Below are 23,731 nucleotides of genomic sequence, written 5' to 3' on the forward strand. Positions count from 1 at the left end.
CGACCCTTTCCTCAGATGATCAGACCTGAAGTGCGCTTGAGGTCAAGCGCTGCCCGGCGTGTTGTCACGGTTGGGCGCATTGTCAGATTTATCCTTGACGGCGGCCCGGATCATGCTCCGGGCCGCCGCCCGACCCGTCGACCACCGGTCGCCGACTCACCACCGAGAGGACCTTCCCGTGGGCCAGCTGCCCCTGCTCTTCCTGGTGCTGCTGGCCTCAGTGGTGACCATGCCGCTCGCCCGGAAGACCGGCGTGCCACAACCCGTGCTGATGACCCTGCTCGGCATCGTCATGGCACTGATGCCGCAGATCCCGAACATCGCCATCGACCCCGAGCTGATCCTGCCGCTGGTCCTGCCACCGCTGATCTTCGCCGTCGCCCGGCGCTCGTCCGTCCGCTACTTCCGGGCCAACATCCGCTCGATCCTGCTGCTCGCCGTCGCCCTGGTGGTGGTCACCACGGTCGCGGTGGCCGGCGCCGTGCACTGGCTGCTGCCCACGCTGCCGCTCGCGGCCGCCATCGCGGTCGGCGCGCTGGTCTCGCCGCCGGACCCGGTCGCCGCCGTCGCGGTGGCCGGCAGCGTCGGCCTGCCGCGCCGCCTGGTGGCGATCCTGGAGAGCGAGGGCCTCTTCAACGACGTCACCGCGATCGTGATCTACTCGCTGGCCATCGACGCCGTGGTCAGCGGCGACTTCTCGGCCGGCCACGCGGTGCTGCGCTTCGTGCTCTCGGCGGTACTCGCCGTCGTCGTCGGCATCGCCCTCGGCTGGCTCAACACCAAGCTCGCCGCCCTCCTGGAGGACCCCACCCAGCAGGTCGCGCTCAACCTGCTGGTGCCGTTCGCCGCCTACGCCCTCGCCGAGGAGATCCACGGCTCCGGCGTGCTCGCCGTGGTGGTCTGCGCGCTCTACCTCGCCGAGCGGGCCGCCGACGCCGACGACGTCTCCTACCGGCTGGTCGGCAACGCCTTCTGGGAGATCGTCGAGATCCTGATCACCGGCGTCGCCTTCGGCCTGATCGGCCTGGAGCTGGCCACCGTCCTCAAGGAGGCGGGCACCGGCTGGACGAGCATGCTCGGCGACGCCGCCGTCGTCATCGCGGTCGTGGTCCTGGTCCGGCTGCTCTGGCTGCTGCCGGCCGGCTGGCTCTCCAGGAGGCTGCGCTCCGGGGCCGAGGAGGACACCCCGATCAGCTGGCAGGAGAGCGTGGTGCTCTGGTGGTCCGGGATGCGCGGGGTGGCCACCGTCGCCCTGTCCCTGGCCATCCCGCTCACCGTGCACTCCGGCGAAGGCTTCCCCGAACGCGGCCGGCTGGTCTTCATCGCCTTCAGCGTGGTGCTCTTCACCCTGCTGGTCCAGGGCCTCACCCTGCCCTGGCTGGCCAAGCGGCTGCGCCTGGACATCGACCAGGACAAGCACGAGCAGGCGGTCCGCCGGCTCTGGTGGCGGGCCGCCAAGGCCGGGCTGACGCGGCTCGGCGAACTGGAGAAGCAGGACAAGCTGCCCGCCGAGGTCGCCGACCGGCTGCGGGACCGTCAGCACGACCGGCTGGCCCGGCTCTGCCCGGAGAACTACGCCGAGGAGGAGGCCGTCGAGGCGAAGCAGCGGCTCACCCAGTGGCGGGCCGCGCACGCCGTCGAGCAGGAGATGATCGCCGCCTCCCGCCGCGAGATGGTGGTCGCCCGCAGCGAACCCGGCGCCGACCCGGAGCTCGTCGACCAGGTGCTGCGCGGGCTCGACCTGCGCTCCGAACGGAAGTGACGGACGGTCGGCGAGCCGGGGCCGGACGTGACCGAACGGAATGCGCACGGCCGGTCCCGACGTTGCATAGGCTGACCCCGGGCAGGCCGTCAACGGAGTCGGCGCACTAACCAGTACCCGCACGACCTCGCGAAAACCCTCCCGCCTGGCCCTGCCGGTATCTGCACCCAGATGAATCGAGGAGCCACCGATGTCGGAGACCCGCGCCGACGCCCGTACCCCGCTCGACCGCACCCCGCAGTGGGCCGCCCTCGGCAAGCACCGGGCGGAGCTGGGCGACACGCACCTGCGTGAGCTGTTCGCCGCCGACCCGGAGCGCGGCCGCCGCTACACCCTGCGCGTCGGCGACCTGCACGTGGACTACGCCAAGCAGCTGGTGACGGACGAGACGCTGGCCCTGCTGCGCGAGCTCGCCGAAGCCACCGGCGTCGCCGGGCTGCGGGACGCCATGTTCCGCGGCGAGAAGATCAACAACACCGAGCACCGCGCCGTCCTGCACACCGCGCTGCGCGCCCCGCGCGGCGCCGTCGTCGAGGTCGACGGCGAGAACGTGGTGCCCGCCGTGCACGCCGTGCTCGACCAGATGGCCGCCTTCGCCGACAAGGTCCGCAGTGGTGAGTGGCGCGGCCACACCGGCAAGCGGATCCGGACGGTCGTCAACATCGGCATCGGCGGCTCCGACCTCGGCCCCGCCATGGCCTACGAGGTGCTGCGCTCCTACGCCGCCCGCGACCTCGACGTGCGCTTCGTCTCCAACGTGGACGGCGCGGACCTGCACGAGGCCGTCCGCGACCTGGACGCCGCCGAGACGCTCTTCATCGTCGCGTCCAAGACCTTCACCACCATCGAGACCATCACCAACGCCGTCTCGGCCCGCAACTGGCTGCTCACCGAGCTGAGGGCCGACACCGACGCGGTGGCCAGGCACTTCGTCGCGCTCTCCACCAACGCCGAGGGCGTCGCCGACTTCGGCATCGACACCGCCAACATGTTCGAGTTCTGGGACTGGGTCGGCGGCCGCTACTCCTACGACTCGGCGATCGGCCTCTCGCTGATGATCGCCATCGGCCCGGACGCCTTCCGCGAGATGCTCGACGGCTTCCACCTGGTCGACGAGCACTTCCGCACCGCGCCGCCGGAGCAGAACGTGCCGCTGCTGCTCGGCCTGCTCGGCGTCTGGTACGGCGCCTTCTTCGACGCCCAGGCGCACGCCGTGCTGCCCTACTCGCACTATCTGTCGAAGTTCACCGCCTACCTCCAGCAGCTGGACATGGAGTCCAACGGCAAGTCGGTGGACCGCGACGGCAACCCGGTGAACTGGCAGACCGGCCCGGTGGTCTGGGGAACCCCCGGCACCAACGGCCAGCACGCCTACTACCAGCTGCTGCACCAGGGCACCAAGCTGATCCCGGCCGACTTCATCGGCTTCGCCAGGCCGGTCGCCGACCTGCCCCCCGGCCTGGTCGCCCAGCACGACCTGCTGCTCGCCAACTTCTTCGCCCAGACCCAGGCGCTGGCCTTCGGCAAGACCCCGGAGGAGGTCGCCGCCGAGGGCGTGCCGGCCGAGCTGGTCCCGCACAAGACCTTCAAGGGCAACCACCCGACCACCACCGTGCTGGCCGCCGAGCTCACCCCGTCGGTGCTCGGCCAGCTGGTCGCCCTGTACGAGCACAAGGTGTTCGTCCAGGGCGCGATCTGGAACATCGACTCCTTCGACCAGTGGGGCGTCGAGCTGGGCAAGGTGCTCGCCAAGCGGATCGAGCCCGTGCTGCTCACCGGGGAGGGCGCCGACGCGCTGGACAGCTCCACCGCCGAGCTGGTCGCCCGCTACCGCTCGCTGCGCGGCCGCTGAGCCCGGGCGGGGCCGTCCGCTCCGGCGGGCGGCCCCGCCCTGCGGATGCTCCCTCGCACGGGAAACGCCGAAGGCCCCTTGCTTTCGCAAGGGGCCTTCGGCTGTCTGTGCGCCGCCAGGGACTCGAACCCCGGACCCGCTGATTAAGAGTCAGCTGCTCTAACCAACTGAGCTAGCGGCGCCTGCTGACAGGGAAGACTTTAGCAGCGGCGCGCCGTCGGGCCAAAATCGAATTCCGTCGCCCGCCGTTCATCCGGTGGTCAGGCCGACGGGCTCGGCCCGCCCTGCCGGAACGAGCTCGCGAGCGGCCCGGACGCAGGCCCAGAGCACCACCGAGGCGCCCGGCAGCCACGGCTCCCGGCTGTCCGGGGCGACGATCCACCGCCCGGCACCCAGCCCGGGGGAGTCCGGGCTGTTCACCATCCGCTGCACCGGCGGAACGGTGACCGCGTCGCCGCCGCCGTGGCAGAGCAGCGGCGGCACGTTCCTGGCCCACTCCTCCCAGGCCAGCAGACGGCGCAGCCGGGCCGCCGCACCGGGCCGGACGAACAGCAGCGTGCGCCCCCGGTACGCGGCGACCGGTCCGCAGCCCGGACCGGAGGCCCAGAGTTCGTCCAGCACCCGGCGGCCGAACAGCGACGGCATGCTGATCACGTCGAAGGCGCGCCCGCAGGGCAGCACGGAGGGCGCCCACGGGCGTGACTCCCAGAGGGCGCGCATGCTGCGCGGGTACTCGCTCGCGGAGGCGAGCCACGCTTCCCCGGCCACGGTGACGTACTCCACTGATTGGTGCGTCCAGATGTCCACACCCAGCAGGGTGAGGCGTCCGGGGGGTGGCCGGGAGGGAAAGCGTGGTTTGCCGGACAGGGCGCGGGGGAACGGCGTACCCTTCCCCGGCGCATATGCCAGAGGCGAGAGCCGACCGGTCGGCCGTCCGACGGCGCGGGGTGTCCGCCGCAGGGTGCCAGCTGCGGGGTGTCAGCCGTCGTGGCGACGGGGCTGGAGCAGGCCGCGCCCGTACTCGATCATCTTGGCGGCGTAGTCCGGGGTCCAGTCGGCCCGGTCCGCGATCTCGGCGTCCGAGAGCGCGTCGAACCGGCGGGTGTCCGCCAGCTGCGCAGCGGCGACCGCCTGGAAGTCGGTGGCCCGCTCGGCGGCCGCGCGGAAGGCCAGCGCCAGCTCGGTGGAACGGCGCAGCAGCTCGGCCGGGTCCTCGATCGACTCCAGGTCGAAGAAGCGTTCCGTCTCCGGCTCGGCGGCCTGCGGTTCGAACAGCAGCTGCGCCGGGCGCAGGCGCCGGACGGGCGCTTCACCGGCATCCCGGCCCAGGCCGCCCGGGGCGGTCGAACCGCTCGGGTCGGACGCCTTCGCGTGGGAGTCGGGCATGGACGGACACCTCCGGTGCTCGATGGGGGCGGGCGACGGCTGCTCGGGACCGCGCCGCCCGGTCGTGGCCGCCGTCCATTGTCGCGCGGCGGTGGCCGGTAACGGAACGGTGCGAGTTCGGGCGCTATTCCCGCCCGGAGCGCCGGGGGCGTGCACCCTTCGGCCGACGCGGCCGCCCGGCGGGGTACGGGCGGCTCGCGAGGCTTGCGGGGGAAGGCCTGCGGCCCTCCGGGCGGTGCGCGGGACGGCCGGGGAGCGGCCGGCCGCGGACGGTCAGCGGGAGAGCCGGACGCGGTGCCCGGCAAGGTGGTGCAGCACCTGGTGGTTGGCCTCCCAGCCGTCGGGGAACTTGACCGAGACGCCCAACTGCACCGGCTCGGTGGACGGATGCTCGTCCAGCAGCTCGGCGATACCCGCCCGGGCCACCACGATGCAGGCATGCCGGTGGCGGGAGGCGAGGACACAGAGCCGGCCGGTCTCCAGGTGGAAGGCGGTGGCGTCCGGCCGCCCGGAGAGCGGGTGCAGGACGACGGTGACGTCGTACTCGCGCCCCTGCAGCCGGTTCGCGGTGTCGACGGTCACGGCCGGTCCGGCCGTCGGATCCACCGGGACACCGGCCTTGACCAGCGCCGCCCGGACGGCCGCCGCCTGGTCCCGATGGGCGGTGCCGACCGCGATCCGGCCGGGGGCGAGCGGGGTGGAGCCCTGCTCGGAGTGGGCCGTCAGCCCCCGCTCAAGCAGCCTGCGGACGGTGGCCGCGACGGCGGCCACGGCCTGCGGATCGGTCCGTACGGTGTGCCGGGCGAGCAGTTCCAGCAGCGCCCAGCCGTGCTCGGCCGCCCGGTCGATCGCCGCGTCCAGGGCGGAGCCGTCCGGGCGCACGGCGGCGGTGAGCCGGCGCTCGTCCGGGCCGGTACCGGAGCGGAACGGTGTGTACGGGTAGAACGCGTCCGAGATCAGCGGCGCCGCGCTGGCCGGCAGCCGCCAGGAGACCGGCAGCCGGTGCGGCTCGATCTGCGGGTTGTGCGCGAGCAGGGTGACCACGGCGCTGCTCGAAGGGTCGTACGACAGGCCCGCCCACTGCTCGGTGCCGACCACGGTGAACGGGTCCAGCTGGCCCGGGTCGCCGACGAACAGCGCCCGCTCGAACAGCCGCGCCACCGCGAGCAGCGCGTCCGAGCGCATCTGGTACGCCTCGTCGACGATCGCGTGCCGCCAGGGCGCCTCGGTCCGCACCCACTGCCACTTGGCGGAGGTCGAGATCACCACGTCGAGTTCGGCGAGGTCCGCCACCTTGGCGGAGGGCGTGACGTTGGCGTGCCGCAGCACCTCGGGGCCCGGGCGGGAGTCCGCCGCGTGCAGCCGGCCGATCGTCAACTCGGGCGCCTTCTCGGCCAGCCGGTCGACCAGGTCGTCCACCTGGCCGTTGGTCTGGGCGACGATCATCAGCCGCTCGCCGGACTCGACCAGCTCCCGGGCGGCCCGGACCACCAGGGTCGACTTGCCGGCGCCGGGCGGTGAGTCCACCACCACCCCGCGCGGGGCGCCGACGGCGGGGTGGACGGTGGCCGCCAGAATGCGGGCCACCGCGGCGTCGGCGGCCGCGCCGGGGGCCTGCTCGCTGCTCATCTGCCGGATCACTCCCACTCCTCGGAGGCTGCGGACGGTACGGACGCCGCGCCGGACGCCGCACCGGGCGGGCCGCCGTGCGTCCACGGTGTGTCGTCCGGCTCGGGCAGCGGCGCGGACTGGCGGACCGTCAACTCGAACAGCGTGAAGGTGATCCGCTCGCCCGGCTCGGGCAGGCTCCCCGGCTCGGGCTCCTTCTTCCGGCCCATGCCGGACAGCACCCGCAGGGTGATCGTGCCCTCCGCCGGATCGACCGCCACGATCTCGGCCTTCTGCGGCGTCGGGCCGTGCGCCCGGTGCGCCTCCCGGCCGAGGTCGGCGTGCGGGCGGTCGGCGGTGCGGACCGTCACCAGCGGGCGCGGCTTGGGGGACCGGCCGGTGGTGTCGTAGTCCGGCACCACCTCGGTCACCTCGCCGGAGAACGCCTCGCCGGCCAGCCGGTGCTCGGCCATCGCCAGCGGGTCGTCCAGCGCCTCCTGGACGTCCAGCCGGGCCTGCTCGCGCTCGCGCTGCGCCAGCTTCCGGGCGGCCGTGACGGCGTCGTCCTGCCGGGGCTGCGGAGGTTCGCCGGCCGCCAGACGGTCCCGGTGGCCGGTGTAGGACCAGCGGTCGCCCGTCCAGCGCTCCGCCAGGTGCCCGCCGGGCGGCAGGGAGCGCAGGAGGTCCAGGCCGTGCCAGACGTCGTGCCAGGTGGGCAGCAGCACCCGCTCCAGCGCCGCGCGCAGCTGTGCCACGGCGGCCCTGAGGGCGGCCCGCGCCCGGTCGGCCCCCGCGTCGTCGCTGCCGCCGTCGTGGGCGTGATCGTGGGGTGCGTGCTCCGCGCCCGGGCCGGCCGAGGCCCGGTGCAGCAGGGCGGACGCCGCGGCGTCGTAGCGGGCGATCGCCGGGCCGAGCACCAGCTCGTCGAAGCGCGGGTCGGTGGCCGGGCCGGCCGGCGGGTGCAGCAGCTGCCCGTGCGCGTCGCGGGCGGACTCGGCCAGCTCGGCGGCCTCGGCGCCGGTCAGCCCGGCCGGCGGTGCGTGCCAGGCGAGCCGGGCGGCCAGATGCTGGTCCTCCAGGTGGCTCTGGCCGGTCGCCCAGTGCCGGGCGAGCAGGCCGGTCATCGGCAGCAGCAGGCTGGATCCGGGCACCTGGGCCCGGTCGGTGAGGTGGGTCAGCCAGCGGCCGAGCAGCGGCACCCGGACCGGCGCCGGGTACGGGCCCGGCTCGTCGTCCTCGATGGTGCGGCGGAAACGGGTGGAGCGCCCGAGCAGGGCGAGATGGTGCACCCCCGCGCTGTTCGGCACGATCAGCTGCGGCGCGTCGGCGCACAGCTCGCGGAAGACCTGCGTCTTCTCGCCCGTCTCCACGTCCTTCTCGGAGCCCTCGATCTGCTCCACCTCGGTGCCGAAGGACTCCAGGTAGGGCAGCAGATCGGCGGCCAGCTCGGCCAGGAAGTCGAAGCGCAGCGTGCGGTTGAGCGGCTGCGGCACCAGGTGCAGCCGCGGTGCGGACCGCTCGGTGCCGAGCATCACGGCCAGCGGTGCGCCCGCCTCACCGGCCGCCGTCAGCGGCACGACCACCATCGGGCGGTCGGAGAGGTGCCGGTGCCGGACGGTGGCCAGCGGTTCGGCCCGGCCGCTGCGGACGGCCTCCAGCCGGGCGAGGGTGCCGAGCAGGCTCATCGGGGGCCTCCGGCACAGGCCGGGGCGGGGGCCGAGGTGACGGCCGGGGTGGCGGCGTTCGGGGGGACGGCGTTCGGGGGGACGGCCGCAGGGGGTGCCGCCCCCAGTGCCTCGGCCCGCAGCGCGGCCGCGTACGCCAGCCGGGCGGCCGCCTCGTCGGCGCTGCCCCCGGTGGTAGCGGCCAGCGCCTCGCTCACCGTACGGATGCTGCCCAGCTCGCCGCGGACGCCTCGGCCCAGCTGTTCGACCCGGTCGTCGCAGCGGGCCAGGGCGCGGCAGTGGAAGCCCAGCTCGCAGGTGGAGAGGCAGTCCGGGCTGTACGCGGCGGGCACCGCCTCGACCGACCCGGCCAGCTCCTCGGCGGAGCGGACGGGGACGCCGTCCCGGTCGGGCGCGAGGTCGAAGTCGACGCCCGGCGGCAGCGCCTCCAGCAGCCCGCCGATACCGGTCATCCGGCTCAGCTGGCGGCGGGTGGTGGCCAGCTCGCGGCGGACGTCCACGGCGACCGCGGTGGGCCGGTTGCCGAAGTCCTTCGGGCAGACCAGCAGCACGCTCAGCCGGGGGCTGCCGGGCAGGCGCTGCTCCACGTACGGGCCCTGGTCCGCCTCCCGGCCGGCCAGCGCGGCGGCCGTCTCCTGGAGCGCCAGCACGTACACGGCGGCCTGGCGGGCGGCGGCGCCGACCTTGGCCGGGTCGGCGCTGCCGTCCAGCACCGGAAAGGACTTGATCTCGACCACGGTGCACCGCCCGCCGTGCACCACGACGGCGTCCGGCTCCAGATAGGCGGTGCTGCCGGCCACCGTGAGCCGCAGCAGCGGGTGGTCGAGCAGCGTCCAGGCGTCCGGCTCGGCGGCGGCCTCGGCCAGGGCGGCCGCCGTGCGCTCGGCCCGGACCGCCGGGCCCGAGCGGCGCAGCAGATCGGGCACGGTGAGCGGGGCGCCGCCGTCCGTCGGCAGGCCGAGATGGCGGCGGAGCGGCTCCAGCAGCGCCGCGTAGCCGTCGGCCTTCAGCCGGGACTCGAAGATCACACCGCGCGCGATGGCGAACGGCGACTGCCCGAACGGAGCGGGGCGGCCGAGCCGGGCGGCCAGCGCCGACTTGTCGACCCCGGCGGCATCGAGTACGGCGCGGCGGTGACAGCCCGGATTGGCGGCGAGCGCGGCGAGGGCACGGGCGTTCAGGCTCCGCTGCGGCGCCGGACCGCGCAGCTCGGCGAGCCGCTGGGAGAGCGGCTCAAGGTGCCCGCTGGACGGGACGTTCGTCGAGACGTTCATGGTGCGGCCCAGTCTCGCATCCGGGTCCGACAATCCGGTCCGGCCCGGCGGTTCGGGCCTCACACGGGCATGCCGGGAGATATCGGGCCATCCCCGGCGGCGGCCGTGCGGTGCCGTCCGGCCAGGCCCGCGATCGTGAGTGGCTCCGAGGTGAGGGATCATGGAGCCCCGGTGCTCAAGGGTGAGACCGACCGTTGCCACCGCCCCGCTGCGAGGAGCCTTTCCATGCCCGCCCGAATCGTGCTGGTCCGCCACGGCGAGACCGAATGGTCGAAGACCGGACGCCACACCGGACGCACCGACATCCCGCTGACCGAGGAGGGGCGCGCGATGGCCCGGGCGCTCGGCGCCCGCCTCGCCAAGGCCCCCTGGAACGGACTGCCGGACGCGCTCGTCTACACCAGCCCGCTCGACCGGGCCAAGGAGACCTGCGCGCTGGCCGGCTTCGGCGACCGCGCGGTGGAGCGCCCCGAGCTGCTGGAGTGGGACTACGGCCAGTACGAGGGCCGGACCGGGCCCGACATCCGGGCGACCGACCAGCCCGGCTGGCTGATCTGGCGCGACGGCGTGCCCGGCGGTGAGAAGCTCAGCGATGTGGCCGCCCGGGTGGACGCCTTCCTCGCCGACCTCAACGACGAGCACGGCGTGCCCGATCCGGACACCACCGTCATGCACTGCGCCGACCGCGATGTGGTGCTCTTCGCCCACGGCCACCTGCTGCGCATCCTCACCGCCCGCTGGCTGGGGCTGCCGCCCGAGTACGCCCAGCGGTTCAAGCTCGGCACGGCCGCGCTCTGCGTCCTCTCCTGGGAGTACGGCGCCCCGGCGGTCGAGGTCTGGAACGACCTCGCCCACCTGGAGGGCCTGAAGCACTGACCGGTGGGCCGTACGGGCCCTGGGCCGGGGCGGGGTCCCTGGCCCCGGTCCCGGTTCTGGCCGCAGTCCCGGCCGACCGGTCAGGCGGCCGCGGCCACGTCGTACTCCGCCAGGAAGCGGCCGACCTCCGGCACGCCCCGGTGCGCGCGCAGCCGTTCGGCGGTGTCCGCCAGCATGCTGCGGATCCGGGCCGAGCGGACCTCGCCGAACAGTGCGACGGCGGCCGTGCCGTGGTTCGCCGCGCCGGCCAAGTCCCCCCGGCCGAGCCGGTCGTGGGCCAGCTCGGCGGTGTACAGCACCCGGTTGCGGACGAAGCGCGGCTTCTGCAGCTCTATCGCCCGCCCGGCCTGCTCGCTGGCCCGGTCCCAGTCCCCGAGGGCGGACCAGCACTGCGACTCCAGCCCGGCGATCTCCGCCTCGCCGAAGAAGGACATCCATTCGGGATCGGCCTCGGAGGGGCCGCGGTCGAAGAGCGTGTACGCCCGGGAGAGCGCCCGTTCGCAGGCGGCGCGGTCGTGCAGCAGTGCCCAGCCGCCGGCCTCGCGCATGGCGAGCAGCGCGAGCAGCCGGTCGGAGTCCAGGTAACGGGCGGCGGCCTGGCCGGCCTGGGCGGCGCGCAGCGCCTCACGGGGGCGGCCGGCGTCCCTGGCGAGGAAGGCGCTGTTGCAGAAGACATGCGCCTCCAGCGCGGAGTCGCCCGCCATCCGGGCGGTGGCGAGCGCCTCGGCGTAGAGCGACCGGGCGTCCGCCAGCCGGTTCGAATCGTGCGCCAACCAGCCGACCGAGATGGCCAGTTCGCCTGCACCGGCCTGGAGTCTTCGTTCGGTCTCGGCGCTGTACTCGCCCTCGTTGAGCAGCAGGTACGCGGTGCGTAGCGACTGCCCGGCCAGCTCGAACAGGGCGTCGGCCCCGTAGACGTCGTCGGCCAGCCGGATGTCCCGTACGGCCTGTTCGACGCCGAGCACCTCGGCGGCGCCGACCTTGCGGGGCGGTGGCACCGGCCCGGGCCGGCCGGGTACGAAGGCGGAGCCGGGGTCGGAGGCGGATCCGGGATCGAACAGGCCGGGGGCGGCGTCGAACCTGCTTGTGCCGGGCCCCGGCTGGGGTGGGACGAGCCCGCAGGGGGTGGCCGCTCCGGTGCCGGGGCCGCCCGGGGCGGTGCGGGGGCCGGCCCCGGCCGGCCGGTCGATGCCGATCACGGTGGCCAGTGCGGCGGATCCGCCGGCCAGGAACGTACGGCGACGCACGTCGTCGTTCTCCTCGTCGAAATGGTGCGATCCGTCGGGCCCCCGGGGCACCGCCACGGGCCTCGGCGGCATGGGCCCGTCCGGTGGGGGCGGTTCCGCGTACGGCGAGGCAGCGTACGGGAGTTGTGTGGAGAGTGGTGGGCGTGGGGTGGGCGGGAACGGGAACTGCGGGTGGAGCGGGGATGGCCCGGCGCCCCTGCGGCCGTCCGCCCGGCGGCGGCGGACGGCGGTACGGGGGGAGAAGCCGAGATCGGTCAGCGAGCGGCCCGGCCACATGTGCCGGAAGACCCGCTCGTAGGCGTAGTTGGGGCAGCGGATCTCGCCGGCCTCGACCCGCCCGACGTAGCGCGCGTCGCAGGACACATGCTCGCCGATCTCCCGGGCGGCCCGGCGTACGGCCATGGCGAACTCGCCCGGTGACCGGTCGCCGCGCAGGGCGCGCATCACGGTATTGGGGGACGGGCGGTTCGGCTCGGCCGGTGGGGTGGCTGCCATGGTGCGCTCCGTGGTCGTGCGGGGTGGTGGTGCGAGGCGGGGCGGTTCCGTGGGGTGAGGTCCGGTGTGCGACGGACCGGGCTGGGCTCTCGTGGTTGCCGGGACTGCGGGGACTGAGGGGACTGAGGGGACTGAGGTGGCCGTGGTGCCGGGGTGCCGGGGTGCTGCTCCCGGCTGCCGGTGGGCCCGGTGCGGCCGGATGGGCCGCCTGGCTCGCAACCGACAGTACCTGGAGTCACCGGTCGGCCACAGCGAGTTTGCGGATGATAGGTGGTCAATCCTGGTCAAATCGGACCCTGTTGCCGGGATCTGCCATGAAATGCCATGCCTTGCTGTAAGGCGCCCCGTGGCCTGGGAAGCGTCCTTCGCGTTGTCCTGATACGCGGAAGCCTCCGGCCGCCGTCCCGGGCCCGCCGCCCGCCGCGGCGGCCGCCACCGCCCGGGCGGCGCGGCTTCCGAAACCGCCGAGGTGACAGGAGAGCCCGTGATGGCCACCGGAGTACCGCAGTACCACCGCCTGGCCGCCAGAGGAGTGCTCGCCGCCGCCGTCCCCGCCCTGTTGCCCGAGCCCGCCGACGACCGCGGCCCCGGGCGGGGGCCCGCCGAGGGCGGCCACGCCCCGTGCGGCGGCGGCAACGGACGGGCCCGTCGCCTCGGCGAGACCGGGCGCCCCCCGGCGGCCGGCGACGACGGCGTGGTCGTCGCCGGCTACGACATGGTCACGGTCGCGCTGCGGCACGGACTGGAGGCGGTCGACATCCTGCGGCTGCGCCGGGCCTGCGGGGTCGTGCTGCAGAGCCGCAACGGCAGCACCGTCTCCTTCTTCGTCCCGGCCGGCACCTCGGAGACGTGGCACCTCCCAGGAAGCTCCTGTACCGCGGGCGGCCTGCTTCTGCCCGCCACCGACCCGCGGTGGGTGATGCCCCCGACCGGTGCCGGGTGCGCGGCCCGCCCCACCGATGCCTGGGTGCTGCGTTCGGCCCTCTGCGAGGCGGCCTGCACCCTGACGGCCGGCGGCCTCGGCCCGTTCTGACCGTCGCCCGTCCGCCCGGCACCCCCGCTGGGCCGCGGAGGCCTCCGGCCCGGCGGCGATAATGGCCGGTATGGGACGAAGCAGCAGAGCCGGCCGCAGCGCGGACAAGGGGCGTACGACGGCGGAGCCGCAGCCGGCGACCACCGGCCCCGGCGGCCGAACGCACACCCAGGGCCCGCTCACCCGTCCCGTCGATTCCGGGCTGGCCGAGCTCCGCCCCGACCGCGACCGCCCCGGCGCCTGGTCGCTCCTCATCGACGGCGCCCCGCAGTCCATGGTCGACCTCGCCGACCCGAGCCACCTGGGCTTCGAGTACCAGCGTCGCCTCGGCCACCTGATCGACCTGGTCGCCCCGCCCGGTCGTCCCCTGACCGTTCTGCATCTCGGCGGCGGTGCCCTCACCCTGGCCCGCTATGTCGCGGCCACCCGCCCCCGCTCCCGCCAGCAGGTCGCCGAGATCGACACCGCGCTCACCGACCTCGTCCGCGCCGAACTCCCGCTGGAACGGGGCTGGCAGATCAAGGTCCGCGGTTCGGACGCCCGCAGCGTGCTGGAGCGGACCCCGGAGGGCAGCGTCGACCTTGTCATCGCCGATGTCTTCTCCGGCGCCCGGGTGCCCGCCCACTGCACGACCGTCGAGTTCACCGTGCTCGCCGCCCGGGCGCTGGCCCCCGGCGGCTGGTACGCGGTGAACATCGCCGACGGTGCGGCGCTTCCGTTCGCCCGTTCGCAGATCGCCACGCTCGGCGCGGTCTTCCCCGAGCTGTGCCTGGTCGCGGACCCGGCCGTGCTGCGCGGAAAGCGCTTCGGCAACCTCGTCCTGGCTGCCGCCCACGCTTCGCTCCCGGTCGCCGAACTGGGCCGCAAGGTCGCCACTGACGCCGCCCTCGGCCGGGTCGAACACGGCCGCGCCCTGGCCGACTTCGCCGCCGGCGCGGCCCCGGCCACCGACGCGACCGCCGCTCCCTCCCCGGTCCCGCCGCCGGGGACGTTCCGTTAGCCACGTTGCCGTTGCCGCTGCCGTGTTGTTCGGTGGCGGGGAGCGGGGCGTGGCCCGAACTCCGGTAAACCGCTTGGCGGTCGTGCCGCCCGTTGCGGAGAATGGCCGTTGCCGTCCGGAATCCGGACGGCGTCGCCGAACAGGAGGGCACGCCATGCGGATCAGACCGGCTCGGCCGGAGGAGGCGGAGCTGCTCAGCGCCCTCGCCCTCCGCTCCAAGGCCCACTGGGGCTACGACGAGGCGTTCCTGGCTGCCTGCCGGGACGAACTGACCCTGGACGCCGACGGGATCGAGCGGCAGCGGACGATGGTGGCCGAGGAACCGGTGGCCGCCGGTGACAGCCGGGTGCTGGGCTTCGCGACCCTCGTCGGGGCGCCGCCCCAGGGCGAGTTGGGCATGCTCTTCGTCGAGCCCGACACCATCGGCAGGGGCGTCGGAGGCCGGCTCTTCCAGCACCTTCGCGAGCAGGCCGTGGCGCTCGGCTTCCACCGGCTCACCATCGATGCCGACCCGAACGCGGAGCCGTTCTACCTGGCGATGGGTGCCACCCGGATCGGTGTCACCCCGTCCGGGTCGATTCCCGGGCGCGAACTCCCGCTGCTGGCGCTGGACCTCGGTCCGGCGGTCTGACGCCGGGCGGTCCGTCCCGTGGCGGTCCCGGCGTCGGGACCGGTGCCGGGCCCGCGCCGGTGTCCGTCTCAGTGCCCGCGCGGCAGGCCCCGGTGCTTCCACATCGCGGCGCCGGTGAGCAGCAGTCCGGCGGCGATGGGGGCGAGCACGGCGATCCCCGTGTCCGAGGGCCCGTGACCGGCCGCCATGGTGGCCGGGTCGGTCAGTGCCAGGTCCTCGTACGCCGCCGGACGGCCCTCCGGTGCGGGCCGGCGCGTGGTTCCGGCACCGTCCGCGCCGTCCTCGGGCGGTTCGGAACCGGGGCTGGACCGAAGGTCGGCGGCCTCGCGAACCGGTGGCGGGGGATTCTGGCCGGGCCGGCCGTCGTCCGCCGGAGCGGGGCGTGGCGTACCGGCACCCGTCCGTCCGTCCGGCGACGAGGGCGTCTCGGGCTCACTGCTCCGTGAGGCGCGTGCCTCCGGGGTACGGGCCTCGGCGGGGGCCGGTTCCAGTAGCCCCGAGGCGATCGCGAACGCGTCCGGAACGGCGGCCCGCTGGCCCGGCAGCGGCAGGCCGCCCGCCCTGATCCGCTCCTGCAGCACACCTCCGACCAGCCCGGTCACGGTGTCCGTACCGGAGGAAGGTACGGACGCGGCCGTACCGGTGAGCTGTCCGACCAGCCCGGGGGACTCCACCGGACCGGGGGGCCCGGCGGGCGCGTCCTGCGGCGGTGTGCCACGGGCACCGGTGGCGCCGGAGGTCTTCCGCCCCGTCTCGGACGGGCGTTCGGCTGACGCTCCGTCGAAGGCCTGCCCGCCGTGCAGGGCCCGTCCGACCGTGCGGTTCACCGGTTCCGGCAGGGGTTCGGGCGCCGCCGCGTACGCGCCCGGTGCTCCGAGCCACCAGATCTGTGCGAGCAGCGCCCCGGCCACCGCGACCACGCGTGGACGGGGCAGCCACCGGCCGACCGTACGCCGCGTGCCGCCGAGGGCGCGTCGGGCTGGTTCCGGGGCCTTGACCGCGTGATTGGCTCGCACGTGAATTGAGAACGAGCGGACGGGGCGTGAGGTCACGGCCGTCGTCACGGACAGTTATCGCGATGAGACCCCGGAACCACCGGGCGCCGGTCGGTCAGGAGTTGGGGCGCAGGGTCCAGACGACGGTCATGACGCCGGTCACGGCCCCGTCGGCGCGGGTGATCTCGACGGTGACCGGGAACTCGGGGCGACCGCCCTCGTCCAGCTCGGCGACGATCCCGGCGGCCGGGCGGCCCAGGACGGCGGTGGCGGTGACCACACCCATGGCCAGCTTCTTGTAGGAGATCTCGGCACTCACCGCGAGCGGCACGGCACGCGAGAGCTGGTCGCCGAAGGCGCCCAGCACGATGCAGCCGCTCGCCGACTCGGCGAGCGTGAACATCGCGCCGGCGTGCGGCCCGCCGACGTGGTTGTGGTACTCGGGCTGGTCGGGCAGCCGGAGCACCGCGCGCTCCGGGGTGGTCTCCAGGTACTCGAGCTTGAGGGTGCGTGCCATCGGCACGGTCGATTCGAGCAGCCGGCCGATCGAAGGTGTGGTCATGGCGGCAATGTTACTAGTCGGTAGCATCTGGCGGCAGATCTGTCGGCGGGGAAACCGTGCCGTGGAGCTGTGCGGTCGGGCGGGAATCGCGGGGGTCGCCAGGGATGCGCGGTGCGTGGGGATGTGAGGGAACGCGAAAACGCCTGAGGGGCCGATCTCTTGAAGAGATCGGCCCCTCAGGCTCTGGGGTGAGTGACGGGACTCGAACCCGCGGCCACCTGGACCACAACCAGGTGCTCTACCAACTGAGCTACACCCACCATCTGTCCGGACCGTTTGCGCTCTTCGCGCCCCCGTTCCGACAGGAAGAACTCTACAGGATCCGAGAGGGTGCTCGCGCCAGGGTTTCGCCCGGACGAACGCGGGCACCCCCTCGGGCCCTTCCGGCCGACCCCCGCCCGGCGTCGACGTGGTTCGCAGCCGCCGTTCGTCGCCGCCGTTCGTCGTCGTTCGCCGGCCCGCCGGAGCCGGGCGGGAGAGGTCAGTCGGTCGGCGCCTGGTACTTCTCGGCGATCGCGCGCGCGGTGTCGGTGTCCGGGCCGGGCTGCGGGACGAACACCGCCTCGCGGTAGTACCGCAGTTCGTCGATGCTCTCGCGGATGTCGGCGAGCGCCCGGTGGCTACCGCCCTTCTGCGGGCTGTTGTAGTACGCCCGCGGATACCAGCGGCGGGCCAGCTCCTTGATCGAGGAGACGTCGACGATCCGGTAGTGCAGGTGGCCCTCCAGGGCCGGCATGTCCCGGGCGAGGAAGCCGCGGTCGGTCGCCACCGAGTTCCCGCACAGCGGCGTCCGGCCCGCCTCGGGCGCGTGCTCGCGGACGTACGCGAGCACGAGCGCCTCGGCCTCGGCGAGGGTGACGCCGTGCTCCAGTTCGTCGAGCAGACCGGAGGCGGTGTGCATGGTGCGCACCACCTCCGGCATGTTCGCCAGCGCCTCCGCGGGCGGGCGGATGATGACGTCGACGCCCTCGCCGAGGACGTTCAGCTCGGAGTCCGTCACCAGTGCCGCGACCTCGACCAGAGCGTCCCGGTCGAGGTCGAGGCCTGTCATTTCACAGTCGATCCATACCAAACGGTCATTCACGCCACTCACCCTACGGCGCGATCACGCGCCACGGGCACCGCCGGAGTCGAGCGGGGCGCCGGGGCACAGGCCTCGGCCGCGTGCCCGTCCTGGCCGTGACCGTCCGGCTCATGGCCCTCCCGGCCCTGGTGACCCTCCCGTGCGGAACGGGTGTCGCGTGGCTCACGTCCGGCGTCCGCGGCTCCGGTGCGGCCGCCCTGCTGGCGGATCTGCGGAGGTCGGACCTGGCGGGCCCGGGCCTCCGGAGTCACCGGCGAGGACGGTACCGGCACCCGGCCCGCGGCCGTGCCGTGCCCTCGCCCGCCGGTGCCCGAGCCGGTGGTACCGGTCTCGTCCGACGGCCGTTCGGACACGGCGCGATGCCCCTGGCCCTGGCCGCGCGCACCCGGCTGCGGGTGGCCGTCCTCCGCCGCCGCGTGCTCCGCGGTCCGCGGTGGCCGACCCGCTCCGGGGCCGGGCTGGGCCGGGACCAGCGGCGACCGGGCCGGACCGCGCCCCGAGCCGGGTTGCCCCGGGTGCGACTGAGGCGTCGCCTGCTGGTGCGGGTACGGCTGCCCGGCGCGCGCGTGGAACGCCTGCTGCCCGTGCTGCCCCGGGTGTGCGGGGTTGCCGGGCATGGACGGGAACGAGTGCGCGGACTGCTGTCCGTGCTGTCCCAGCAGCGCCCCGCCTGCCGCCGCGGCGGCGGCGGCCGCCACTGCCGCGGGCGAGCCGGCCGACTGCGGCAGGGCGCCGCCCGGCCGGAGGTCACCGGAGTGCGGCACCATCGGCGCCGGAGCCTGCGGTCCCGGCCGCCGGGAACGGTAGCTGGTCCGGTAGGCGGCCGGCGAGACCCCGAGCTGGCGGCGGAAATGGCCGCGCAGTGCCACCGGCGACCGGAAGCCGCACCGTCGGGCGACATCGTCCACCGACAGTTCCGACGTCTCCAGCAGCCGCTGCGCCTGGAGCACCCGCTGGGTGATCAGCCACTGCAGCGGGGCACTGCCGGTCAGCGTGCGGAACCGCCGGTCGAACGTGCGCCGGCTCATATAGGCACGCGCCGCCAGCACCTCGACGTCGAACTGCTGGTTGAGGTTCTCCAGCGCCCAGGTGACCACCTCGGCAAGCGGGTCGTTGCCGATCTCTTCTGGTAAAGACTGATCGATGTACTGGGCCTGTCCGCCCCCGCTGCGGCGGCTCGGCACCACCAGCCGGCGGGCCAGCGCGTTGGCCGCCTCGGCGCCGTGGTCGCTGCGCACCACGTGCAGGCAGAGATCGATACCGGCGGCGGTACCCGCCGAGGTCAGCACGTCGCCGTCGTCGACGAAGAGCTCGCGCGGGTCGACGTGCACCCGGGGGTAGCGCTTGGCCAGGGTCGGCGCGTACATCCAGTGCGTGGTGGCCGGGCGGCCGTCCAGCAGACCGGCGGCGGCGAGCACGAACGCGCCGGTGCAGAGCCCGATGATCCGGGCGCCCTCGTGGTGGGCCTTGCGCAGGGCGGTGATGGCCTCGACCGGCGGCGGCTGCGAGATCGAGCGCCAGGCCGGTACGACGATCGTGCCGGCCCGTGCCAGCGCCTCCAGTCCGTACGGCGCGGAGAGGGTGAGGCCGCCGGTGGTGGCGAGCGGCCCCTCCTCCCCGGCGCAGACCAGCAGGCGGTAGCGCGGCACACCGGCGTCCTGGCGGTCGACACCGAAGACGGAGAGGGGGATCGAGCTCTCGAAGATCGGGGCGCCGCCGAAGATCAGCACCGCGACGGTCTCGCGCCGGCGCCGGCCCGAGAGCTTCCGGGGGGCGGCGGCCATCACGGGGTTCGCGGAGCCGTTGGCCCCGGACAGGCCGACCGCGCCGCTCGGACCGTGGGCCGTCGGTCCGTGGCCGACCGTGCCGAGCGGACCGGCCGGGATTCCGGCGGTCGCCATCCCGGTGCCGGCGGCCGGGGCGGCGGCGCCCGAGACCGCCGAAGCGGTCGGGAAACCGCCACCGGTGAGGCCGCCAGGGAAACCAGGGAAGCCCCCGCCCTGCCCCGGCTGACCGACAGCGTGGCCAGCGCCCTGGCCACCAGGTTGGCCGGGAACCGACGCTCCCGCCTGGGCGCCCGCTCCGAAGTTCTGAGCTGACGTCGGGCTGACGGACGGTCGGTTGACGGGCCGTCCGACATGCTCCGGGGCAGAGGGGGAGGAAGGTGCGCCAGAGGCCGCTGATACCGAGGATGCGCCTGAGGCGGCAGAGGCGTACGAGGAGTACGGGACGGCGCTGGAGGTGCCGGAGGTGCGGGGGGTGGCTGCGATGGCCGGGATACCGGTGCTTCTCGCGGAACGCCCCGCGATGCCGGCCACGGCCTGGCCGCTGTCAGGACCCGCGTCGCTCCTGCTCACCCTGCTCAAGGCGCTCAAGCCCCCTCGGTGGTGTGGTGTGGGTGGTGCGGCACTGCTCGCCAAGATCGAATCTATCGGGTGGACCGTTGCCGTTGTGACAAGTTCACCATCCGACGCTATGTCGACATGGCAATTTGGCGTGATGCATTCGATCACGAAGCGTGGCACCCGTCGACCCTTCTGGGAAGAGGGCCGGTGCAACGGTGGCTGGTTGTCGCGGGGCTGGTCCTGGGGCGCCCGGCTTCGGCGCACCCGGTCGGCGGGTCTGGGCTGCGGGTTTGCCCAAGGGCGAGGGAGCCGCGCGAGATTGACCGAAAATCGGCGGTGCACGAGAGGGCGCACGGAGCCAAAGCGTGCGCCTCTCTGGCTTCATCCGGCCAGTGCCGAGGCCGGGGGCCGGCCGTCCGGCGCCCGCGCTACCGTCCTGTCGTGAACATCCACAGCCGGCTCGAACAGGCCAACGACAATGCCGCCGCGTTCTGGCTCGCCCAAGCCCGTGCGTACGGTTGGCAGCAACTCGCCCACCCCGGATTCACCGCGGTCCGCTGCGCCCGCACGCCGGACGACGCCCATCGCATCGTGGTCACCCGCCCCTACGGTGAACCGGCTCCGCTGGAAGAGGAATTGGCGGCCCTGCTGCGGGAGTGGTCCACGACGCAGCTCACCCTGGAAGACCCCTACGGCCGCCTGGACATGGCCCGCTTCGGCTGCTCCCACGGCCCGGCGATGCCGGTCATGGCGCGTGAGCCCGGCCCGCTCGACGTGTCTCCCCGGGGTGGGCGGACGGCCACTGGGGGTGGCACGGACGAGTCCCTGACGGTCGATGAGGTCCAGGACGGCGACGGCTTCGCCGAGGTCGAACGCTCGGTGGTGGACGGCTTCCCGATACCCGCCCGGCAGCCCTGGACACGGGGTGGCATGCTTCCCGAGCGCCTGCTCGCCGAGCCGGGCTGCCGGGCCTGGCTCGGGCGCCGGGACGGCGTGACGGCCGGCGCCTGCCTGACCTACGACGACGGCCGGGCCACCGGGGTGTACTGGGTCGCGACCCTCCCCGACCACCGCTCCCGGGGTGTGGCCCGCGCCATCCTGGAGACCGCGCTGACCGCCGCGCACCCCGACCGCCCGGCGACCCTGGTCGCCACCCCACTCGGCGCACCGCTCTACCGCAAGCTCGGTTTCATCGAACAGAGCCGCACCCTCTGGTGGACCCGCAGCCCCTCGGCCGGCGGGCAAGGCCGTGGCGGCCAGGAGCGTTAGGAGGCCGGGGGGCCGAGAAGGCCGGGCGGGCGGGAGCGCCGGGCGTCAGGGGCGGCCATCGCCTCCGGCGGCCGGCGCCGGGGACCGGCTGCCCGGCCACCTCACTGGGATGCCACGGCCGTCTCCACCGCCTGTGCCACGGTGACTGCGGTGACCGGGGTGACCGCAGTCACCGGGGCGGCCGGACGGGGACCGAACCGCGGTGGAGGCGCGGCGAACCGGGTCCGCGAGGGCGGCGCGGCGACCGGTGTGCCGGTGGCGGGCGCCCCGGTGGTGGTCCGACTCGCGTTCATGGGATGGCTGCCGCCGGATGAGGCAACTTCGCCGGACCGGTTTCGGACAGCCGGCCTCGTCCCCGAGCCGGGAGCGCTCCCTTCCGTGGCGTTCATGGGAACAGGCGCACGCATGCCGTCCGGGGCGGACAAGGAGAGCTGTGCGCTGGACCGCGCGCCGGTGAGCGCGGCCGCCGCCGCGAGATCCCGGGAGGAGGAACTGCCCGGGGCCGCGCCGGCCGTCCTTCGTCGGCCCGGCCCGCCCGTTCTGGTCCCCGCCCGGGCCGCCGCCCGGGGGCCGGGCGCGTTCCGGGCGGACAGCACCTGTCCGACGGCCTCAGGCAGACCGGCCGCCTTCAGCGTCGGCCGGTAGCCGGGCTCGGCCCAGGGACGGCCATGGTGCAGCCAGACGCTGCGCAGACCGGCGAGCTCGGCCCCCGCGATGTCGGCCGGGGCGTAGTCGCCGATCATCCAGGTGTGCGAGGCCCAGTCTCCGGTGGGTGCGATACCGCACCGCTGGGCGGCGATCTCGAAGATCAACGGGTCCGGCTTGACGCACTCGGCCTCCTCGGAGATGACCCAGCCGTCGACCAGCGGGCCGAGCCCGGTCCGGCGGATCTTCTCCAGTTGGGGGCGGGTGCTGCCATTGCTCACGATGCCGAGCGTCCACCCGGCATCGCGCGCCGCCCGCAGCGCGTCGATGTGCCGGGACGGGCAGTGGATATGCGAGTTGATGCCGTGTCGGTAGTGCGCCAGCAGGAGTTCGAGGGACTCGTCCAGCCCATAGCGGCGCTGGGCGGCGGACAGTACGGTGCTGCGCGGCACATAACCGCCGCCGTCGATGGTGGCGAGCCAGTCGAGGTCGCCGGGCGGCAGCCCTCGTTCGGCCAGAAAATCCTGAGCCCAGGCCCGGAAAGCGGCATCCCTGGGGAGCAGCGTGTTGTCGAGGTCGAGCAGGAGCAGGGACATGTCGAGCATGGTGTCAGCGGCAGCGCCTATGCATCTGGCAAATGCCAGACGGCGTCGTGAACCCGTAGGTGTTGGCCGAAAGGCCGCCAGACGGGAGGTACGCCGGAGCAGCGTGACGGCGGGTGGTGTCCGTGAGGTGCGGGGCGGCGCTCAGCGGGGCCGACCGTTCGGAACGCGCGCGCCGGTCGGTGACGGGTGGCAACGGATCGTCGCCGATCGATGACAGTCCGGTCACGGTGTCCCTTGGGCCTGTTGCATCGCCCGGTCTGCTCAGCCAAGCTCCAGAGAACCTCCTTTGTCGAGGGGGCGCGATCGCCTGCCTGTAGGGGGCGCACTGCTGTCGGCGGGCGCATCCTCCATTCGCGGGAACAAAGTCATTCCGAGGCTTCGCCACTGGGCTGAGCCTCAAGCCCGTCGTACTCTGAAAGGAACAGGTCACATACGGTGGTGCTCGGCGCAGACCGACGTCGTTCCGTGGGCGGGCCTGCCGCCCGGGCAGCGTTGTCCTCTCCTGTCGGCACATCTCCCTCGAAGAGCCTTGAGCCATGGCTGGTTTTGAGTCCTCCCGACCGGTTGATCCGGATTCGGGCCGTGGCGCGCGCGCAGCGGCCGGGGGAGTCGGTGACGGCTGCGGCGACCCCGGCGACGACCCGGACGCCCAGGGCCTCTCGCGTTCCCTTCGCAACATCGCCCGCCGAGGCCGTCCCGGTCCGCGTCAGCGGCGGGACGAGCCCCGGACCGGCCCTGTGGAGCCGGCGATGACGGGCCGCCTCGGTCCGGGCGCCGAACGCCCGGAAGCCTCCGGCATGCCGGACGTGACCGGCGATCCGGCTGCTCGGGAGACGCCCGTCGGCGCATGCGACCCGGCCTTCCAGCACGGTGTGGTGGTGGGATTCGACGGCTCCCTGTCGAGTGAGCGCGCTCTTGCCTATGCGGTGGGCATGGCCCGTCGCTCACAGTGCGGCCTGGTGATTGTGCACGTGGCCAACCGGTTGCCCGCCACGGTCTGGGCGGGGTGTGAACCTCCTGTCTTCGTCGATCTCCCCGACCATCGGACCGAGGTCCTCGGTCTGGAACTGGCCTGCGCGGACTTCCTGGCCGGCGTGCCGTGGATCCTCGTCGAGCGGGGCGGCGACATCTGCCACGAGATCGAGGAGGTCGGTCGCGAGTACGCCGCCGACGCCATCGTGGTCGGCAGTACGCACGGCCTGCTCGGCAAGATCTTCGGATCTGTCTCAGGCCGGCTGGCCCGGCGCGCCAACCGCCCGGTGATCGTTATTCCCTGATGCTCTGTCCGGTGTCGGACCGTCCAGAGCCGGGCGGACACCGGTGGACCGAGGGCAGAATCGGCTCGCAGGCCGGTGCGCGGCCGGTGACCGGACCGGC

The 23,731-nt window shown here is 74.1% G+C and carries 18 protein-coding genes, 2 tRNA genes and 1 pseudogene; 8 read left to right on the forward strand and 13 right to left on the reverse strand.

Annotated elements, in window-relative coordinates:
* Positions 1-178: 178 nt before the first annotated feature.
* Positions 179-1,762, forward strand: a complete 1,584-nt coding sequence (locus ACIO5D_RS20610) for a Na+/H+ antiporter (protein ID WP_363606758.1) — start codon at positions 179-181, stop codon at positions 1,760-1,762.
* A 190-nt stretch (positions 1,763-1,952) separates the two neighbouring features.
* A complete protein-coding gene (pgi, locus tag ACIO5D_RS20615) occupies positions 1,953-3,614 on the forward strand; it encodes a glucose-6-phosphate isomerase (protein WP_363606760.1) in 1,662 nt (553 codons plus the stop codon).
* A 108-nt stretch (positions 3,615-3,722) separates the two neighbouring features.
* Here the strand turns inward: pgi and ACIO5D_RS20620 are convergent.
* The 6 genes from ACIO5D_RS20620 to ACIO5D_RS20645 all read right to left on the reverse strand — a co-directional run bounded on the left by ACIO5D_RS20620 (position 3,723) and on the right by ACIO5D_RS20645 (position 9,567).
* Positions 3,723-3,796: transfer RNA gene (locus ACIO5D_RS20620), tRNA-Lys, on the reverse strand.
* A gap of 67 nt (positions 3,797-3,863) precedes the next feature.
* The gene (locus ACIO5D_RS20625; RefSeq protein ID WP_400796855.1) at positions 3,864-4,421 is read right to left on the reverse strand and encodes a bifunctional DNA primase/polymerase; all 558 of its coding nucleotides are present in this window, start codon (positions 4,419-4,421) and stop codon (positions 3,864-3,866) included.
* Between the two features lie 171 nt (positions 4,422-4,592).
* Positions 4,593-5,000, reverse strand: a complete 408-nt coding sequence (locus ACIO5D_RS20630; RefSeq protein WP_363606763.1) for a hypothetical protein — start codon at positions 4,998-5,000, stop codon at positions 4,593-4,595.
* 273 nt (positions 5,001-5,273) lie between these two features.
* Entirely contained in the window at positions 5,274-6,629 is a 1,356-nt protein-coding gene (locus tag ACIO5D_RS20635) for an AAA family ATPase (protein WP_400796858.1), read from the reverse strand.
* Positions 6,630-6,637: 8 nt separating this feature from the next.
* Positions 6,638-8,293 carry a hypothetical protein gene (locus tag ACIO5D_RS20640; RefSeq protein WP_400655725.1) on the reverse strand — a complete coding sequence of 552 codons (1,656 nt, stop codon included), beginning with the start codon at positions 8,291-8,293 and terminating at the stop codon, positions 6,638-6,640.
* On the reverse strand, positions 8,290-9,567 hold the full coding sequence (locus ACIO5D_RS20645; protein WP_400655727.1) for a hypothetical protein: 1,278 nt from the start codon (positions 9,565-9,567) through the stop codon (positions 8,290-8,292). Before ACIO5D_RS20645 ends, ACIO5D_RS20640 begins: the two co-directional genes overlap by 4 nt.
* Positions 9,568-9,792: 225 nt before the next feature.
* Between ACIO5D_RS20645 and ACIO5D_RS20650 the strand changes: the two genes are divergently transcribed.
* On the forward strand, positions 9,793-10,443 hold the full coding sequence (locus tag ACIO5D_RS20650; RefSeq protein ID WP_400655729.1) for a histidine phosphatase family protein: 651 nt from the start codon (positions 9,793-9,795) through the stop codon (positions 10,441-10,443).
* An 80-nt stretch (positions 10,444-10,523) separates the two neighbouring features.
* On the opposite strand, the gene ACIO5D_RS20655 is transcribed toward ACIO5D_RS20650, so the two are convergent.
* Positions 10,524-12,185, reverse strand: a complete 1,662-nt coding sequence (locus ACIO5D_RS20655; RefSeq protein ID WP_400796861.1) for a tetratricopeptide repeat protein — start codon at positions 12,183-12,185, stop codon at positions 10,524-10,526.
* A 487-nt stretch (positions 12,186-12,672) separates the two neighbouring features.
* On the opposite strand from ACIO5D_RS20655, the gene ACIO5D_RS20660 reads away from it, so the two are divergent.
* From ACIO5D_RS20660 to ACIO5D_RS20670, 3 genes are all read left to right on the forward strand, one after another.
* Positions 12,673-13,218: a hypothetical protein gene (locus ACIO5D_RS20660; RefSeq protein ID WP_363606771.1), complete on the forward strand. Its 546-nt coding sequence runs from the start codon at positions 12,673-12,675 to the stop codon at positions 13,216-13,218.
* A 70-nt stretch (positions 13,219-13,288) separates the two neighbouring features.
* The gene (locus ACIO5D_RS20665; protein WP_400796864.1) at positions 13,289-14,218 is read left to right on the forward strand and encodes a spermidine synthase; all 930 of its coding nucleotides are present in this window, start codon (positions 13,289-13,291) and stop codon (positions 14,216-14,218) included.
* 154 nt (positions 14,219-14,372) lie between these two features.
* On the forward strand, positions 14,373-14,849 hold the full coding sequence (locus tag ACIO5D_RS20670) for a GNAT family N-acetyltransferase (protein WP_363606773.1): 477 nt from the start codon (positions 14,373-14,375) through the stop codon (positions 14,847-14,849).
* Positions 14,850-14,917: 68 nt separating this feature from the next.
* Here the strand turns inward: ACIO5D_RS20670 and ACIO5D_RS20675 are convergent, their stop codons facing one another.
* The 5 genes and pseudogenes from ACIO5D_RS20675 to ACIO5D_RS20695 all read right to left on the reverse strand — a co-directional run.
* Positions 14,918-15,769, reverse strand: coding sequence for a hypothetical protein (locus ACIO5D_RS20675; RefSeq protein ID WP_400796867.1), 852 nt, complete (start codon positions 15,767-15,769; stop codon positions 14,918-14,920).
* 190 nt (positions 15,770-15,959) lie between these two features.
* Complete coding sequence (locus ACIO5D_RS20680; RefSeq protein ID WP_400655741.1) at positions 15,960-16,406, reverse strand: DUF4442 domain-containing protein; 447 nt, start codon at positions 16,404-16,406, stop codon at positions 15,960-15,962.
* Between the two features lie 184 nt (positions 16,407-16,590).
* Positions 16,591-16,666, reverse strand: a tRNA-His gene (locus ACIO5D_RS20685).
* A gap of 221 nt (positions 16,667-16,887) precedes the next feature.
* On the reverse strand, positions 16,888-17,490 hold the full coding sequence (gene orn, locus ACIO5D_RS20690) for an oligoribonuclease (protein ID WP_363606776.1): 603 nt from the start codon (positions 17,488-17,490) through the stop codon (positions 16,888-16,890).
* 587 nt (positions 17,491-18,077) lie between these two features.
* A pseudogene (locus tag ACIO5D_RS20695) lies at positions 18,078-19,274 on the reverse strand (helix-turn-helix domain-containing protein); the annotation flags it as partial.
* Between the two features lie 1,002 nt (positions 19,275-20,276).
* Here ACIO5D_RS20695 and ACIO5D_RS20700 point away from each other — a divergent pair.
* Entirely contained in the window at positions 20,277-21,104 is an 828-nt protein-coding gene (locus ACIO5D_RS20700; protein WP_400655744.1) for a GNAT family N-acetyltransferase, read from the forward strand.
* 101 nt (positions 21,105-21,205) lie between these two features.
* Here ACIO5D_RS20700 and ACIO5D_RS20705 read toward each other — a convergent pair whose 3' ends face one another.
* Positions 21,206-22,345 carry an HAD-IA family hydrolase gene (locus tag ACIO5D_RS20705; RefSeq protein ID WP_400796869.1) on the reverse strand — a complete coding sequence of 380 codons (1,140 nt, stop codon included), beginning with the start codon at positions 22,343-22,345 and terminating at the stop codon, positions 21,206-21,208.
* 806 nt (positions 22,346-23,151) lie between these two features.
* Here ACIO5D_RS20705 and ACIO5D_RS20710 point away from each other — a divergent pair.
* Positions 23,152-23,631: a universal stress protein gene (locus ACIO5D_RS20710; protein WP_400655774.1), complete on the forward strand. Its 480-nt coding sequence runs from the start codon at positions 23,152-23,154 to the stop codon at positions 23,629-23,631.
* Positions 23,632-23,731 lie beyond the last annotated feature (100 nt).

The organism is Kitasatospora sp. NPDC087315 (assembly GCF_044744345.1).
Taxonomy (GTDB): Bacteria; Actinomycetota; Actinomycetes; order Streptomycetales; family Streptomycetaceae; genus Kitasatospora.

Bases quoted from the DNA above. Each gene is read 5' to 3' on its own strand.
- ACIO5D_RS20660 (WP_363606771.1), top strand. From the start codon at position 12,673: ATGGCCACCGGAGTACCGCAGTACCACCGCCTGGCCGCCAGAGGAGTG.
- ACIO5D_RS20655 (WP_400796861.1), bottom strand. From the start codon at position 12,185: ATGGCAGCCACCCCACCGGCCGAGCCGAACCGCCCGTCCCCCAATACC.
- ACIO5D_RS20645 (WP_400655727.1), bottom strand. From the start codon at position 9,567: ATGAACGTCTCGACGAACGTCCCGTCCAGCGGGCACCTTGAGCCGCTC.
- ACIO5D_RS20635 (WP_400796858.1), bottom strand. From the start codon at position 6,629: ATGAGCAGCGAGCAGGCCCCCGGCGCGGCCGCCGACGCCGCGGTGGCC.
- ACIO5D_RS20710 (WP_400655774.1), top strand. From the start codon at position 23,152: ATGCCGGACGTGACCGGCGATCCGGCTGCTCGGGAGACGCCCGTCGGC.
- ACIO5D_RS20670 (WP_363606773.1), top strand. From the start codon at position 14,373: ATGCGGATCAGACCGGCTCGGCCGGAGGAGGCGGAGCTGCTCAGCGCC.
- pgi (WP_363606760.1), top strand. From the start codon at position 1,953: ATGTCGGAGACCCGCGCCGACGCCCGTACCCCGCTCGACCGCACCCCG.
- ACIO5D_RS20630 (WP_363606763.1), bottom strand. From the start codon at position 5,000: ATGCCCGACTCCCACGCGAAGGCGTCCGACCCGAGCGGTTCGACCGCC.
- ACIO5D_RS20665 (WP_400796864.1), top strand. From the start codon at position 13,289: ATGGGACGAAGCAGCAGAGCCGGCCGCAGCGCGGACAAGGGGCGTACG.
- ACIO5D_RS20640 (WP_400655725.1), bottom strand. From the start codon at position 8,293: ATGAGCCTGCTCGGCACCCTCGCCCGGCTGGAGGCCGTCCGCAGCGGC.
- ACIO5D_RS20705 (WP_400796869.1), bottom strand. From the start codon at position 22,345: ATGTCCCTGCTCCTGCTCGACCTCGACAACACGCTGCTCCCCAGGGAT.
- ACIO5D_RS20680 (WP_400655741.1), bottom strand. From the start codon at position 16,406: ATGACCACACCTTCGATCGGCCGGCTGCTCGAATCGACCGTGCCGATG.
- ACIO5D_RS20650 (WP_400655729.1), top strand. From the start codon at position 9,793: ATGCCCGCCCGAATCGTGCTGGTCCGCCACGGCGAGACCGAATGGTCG.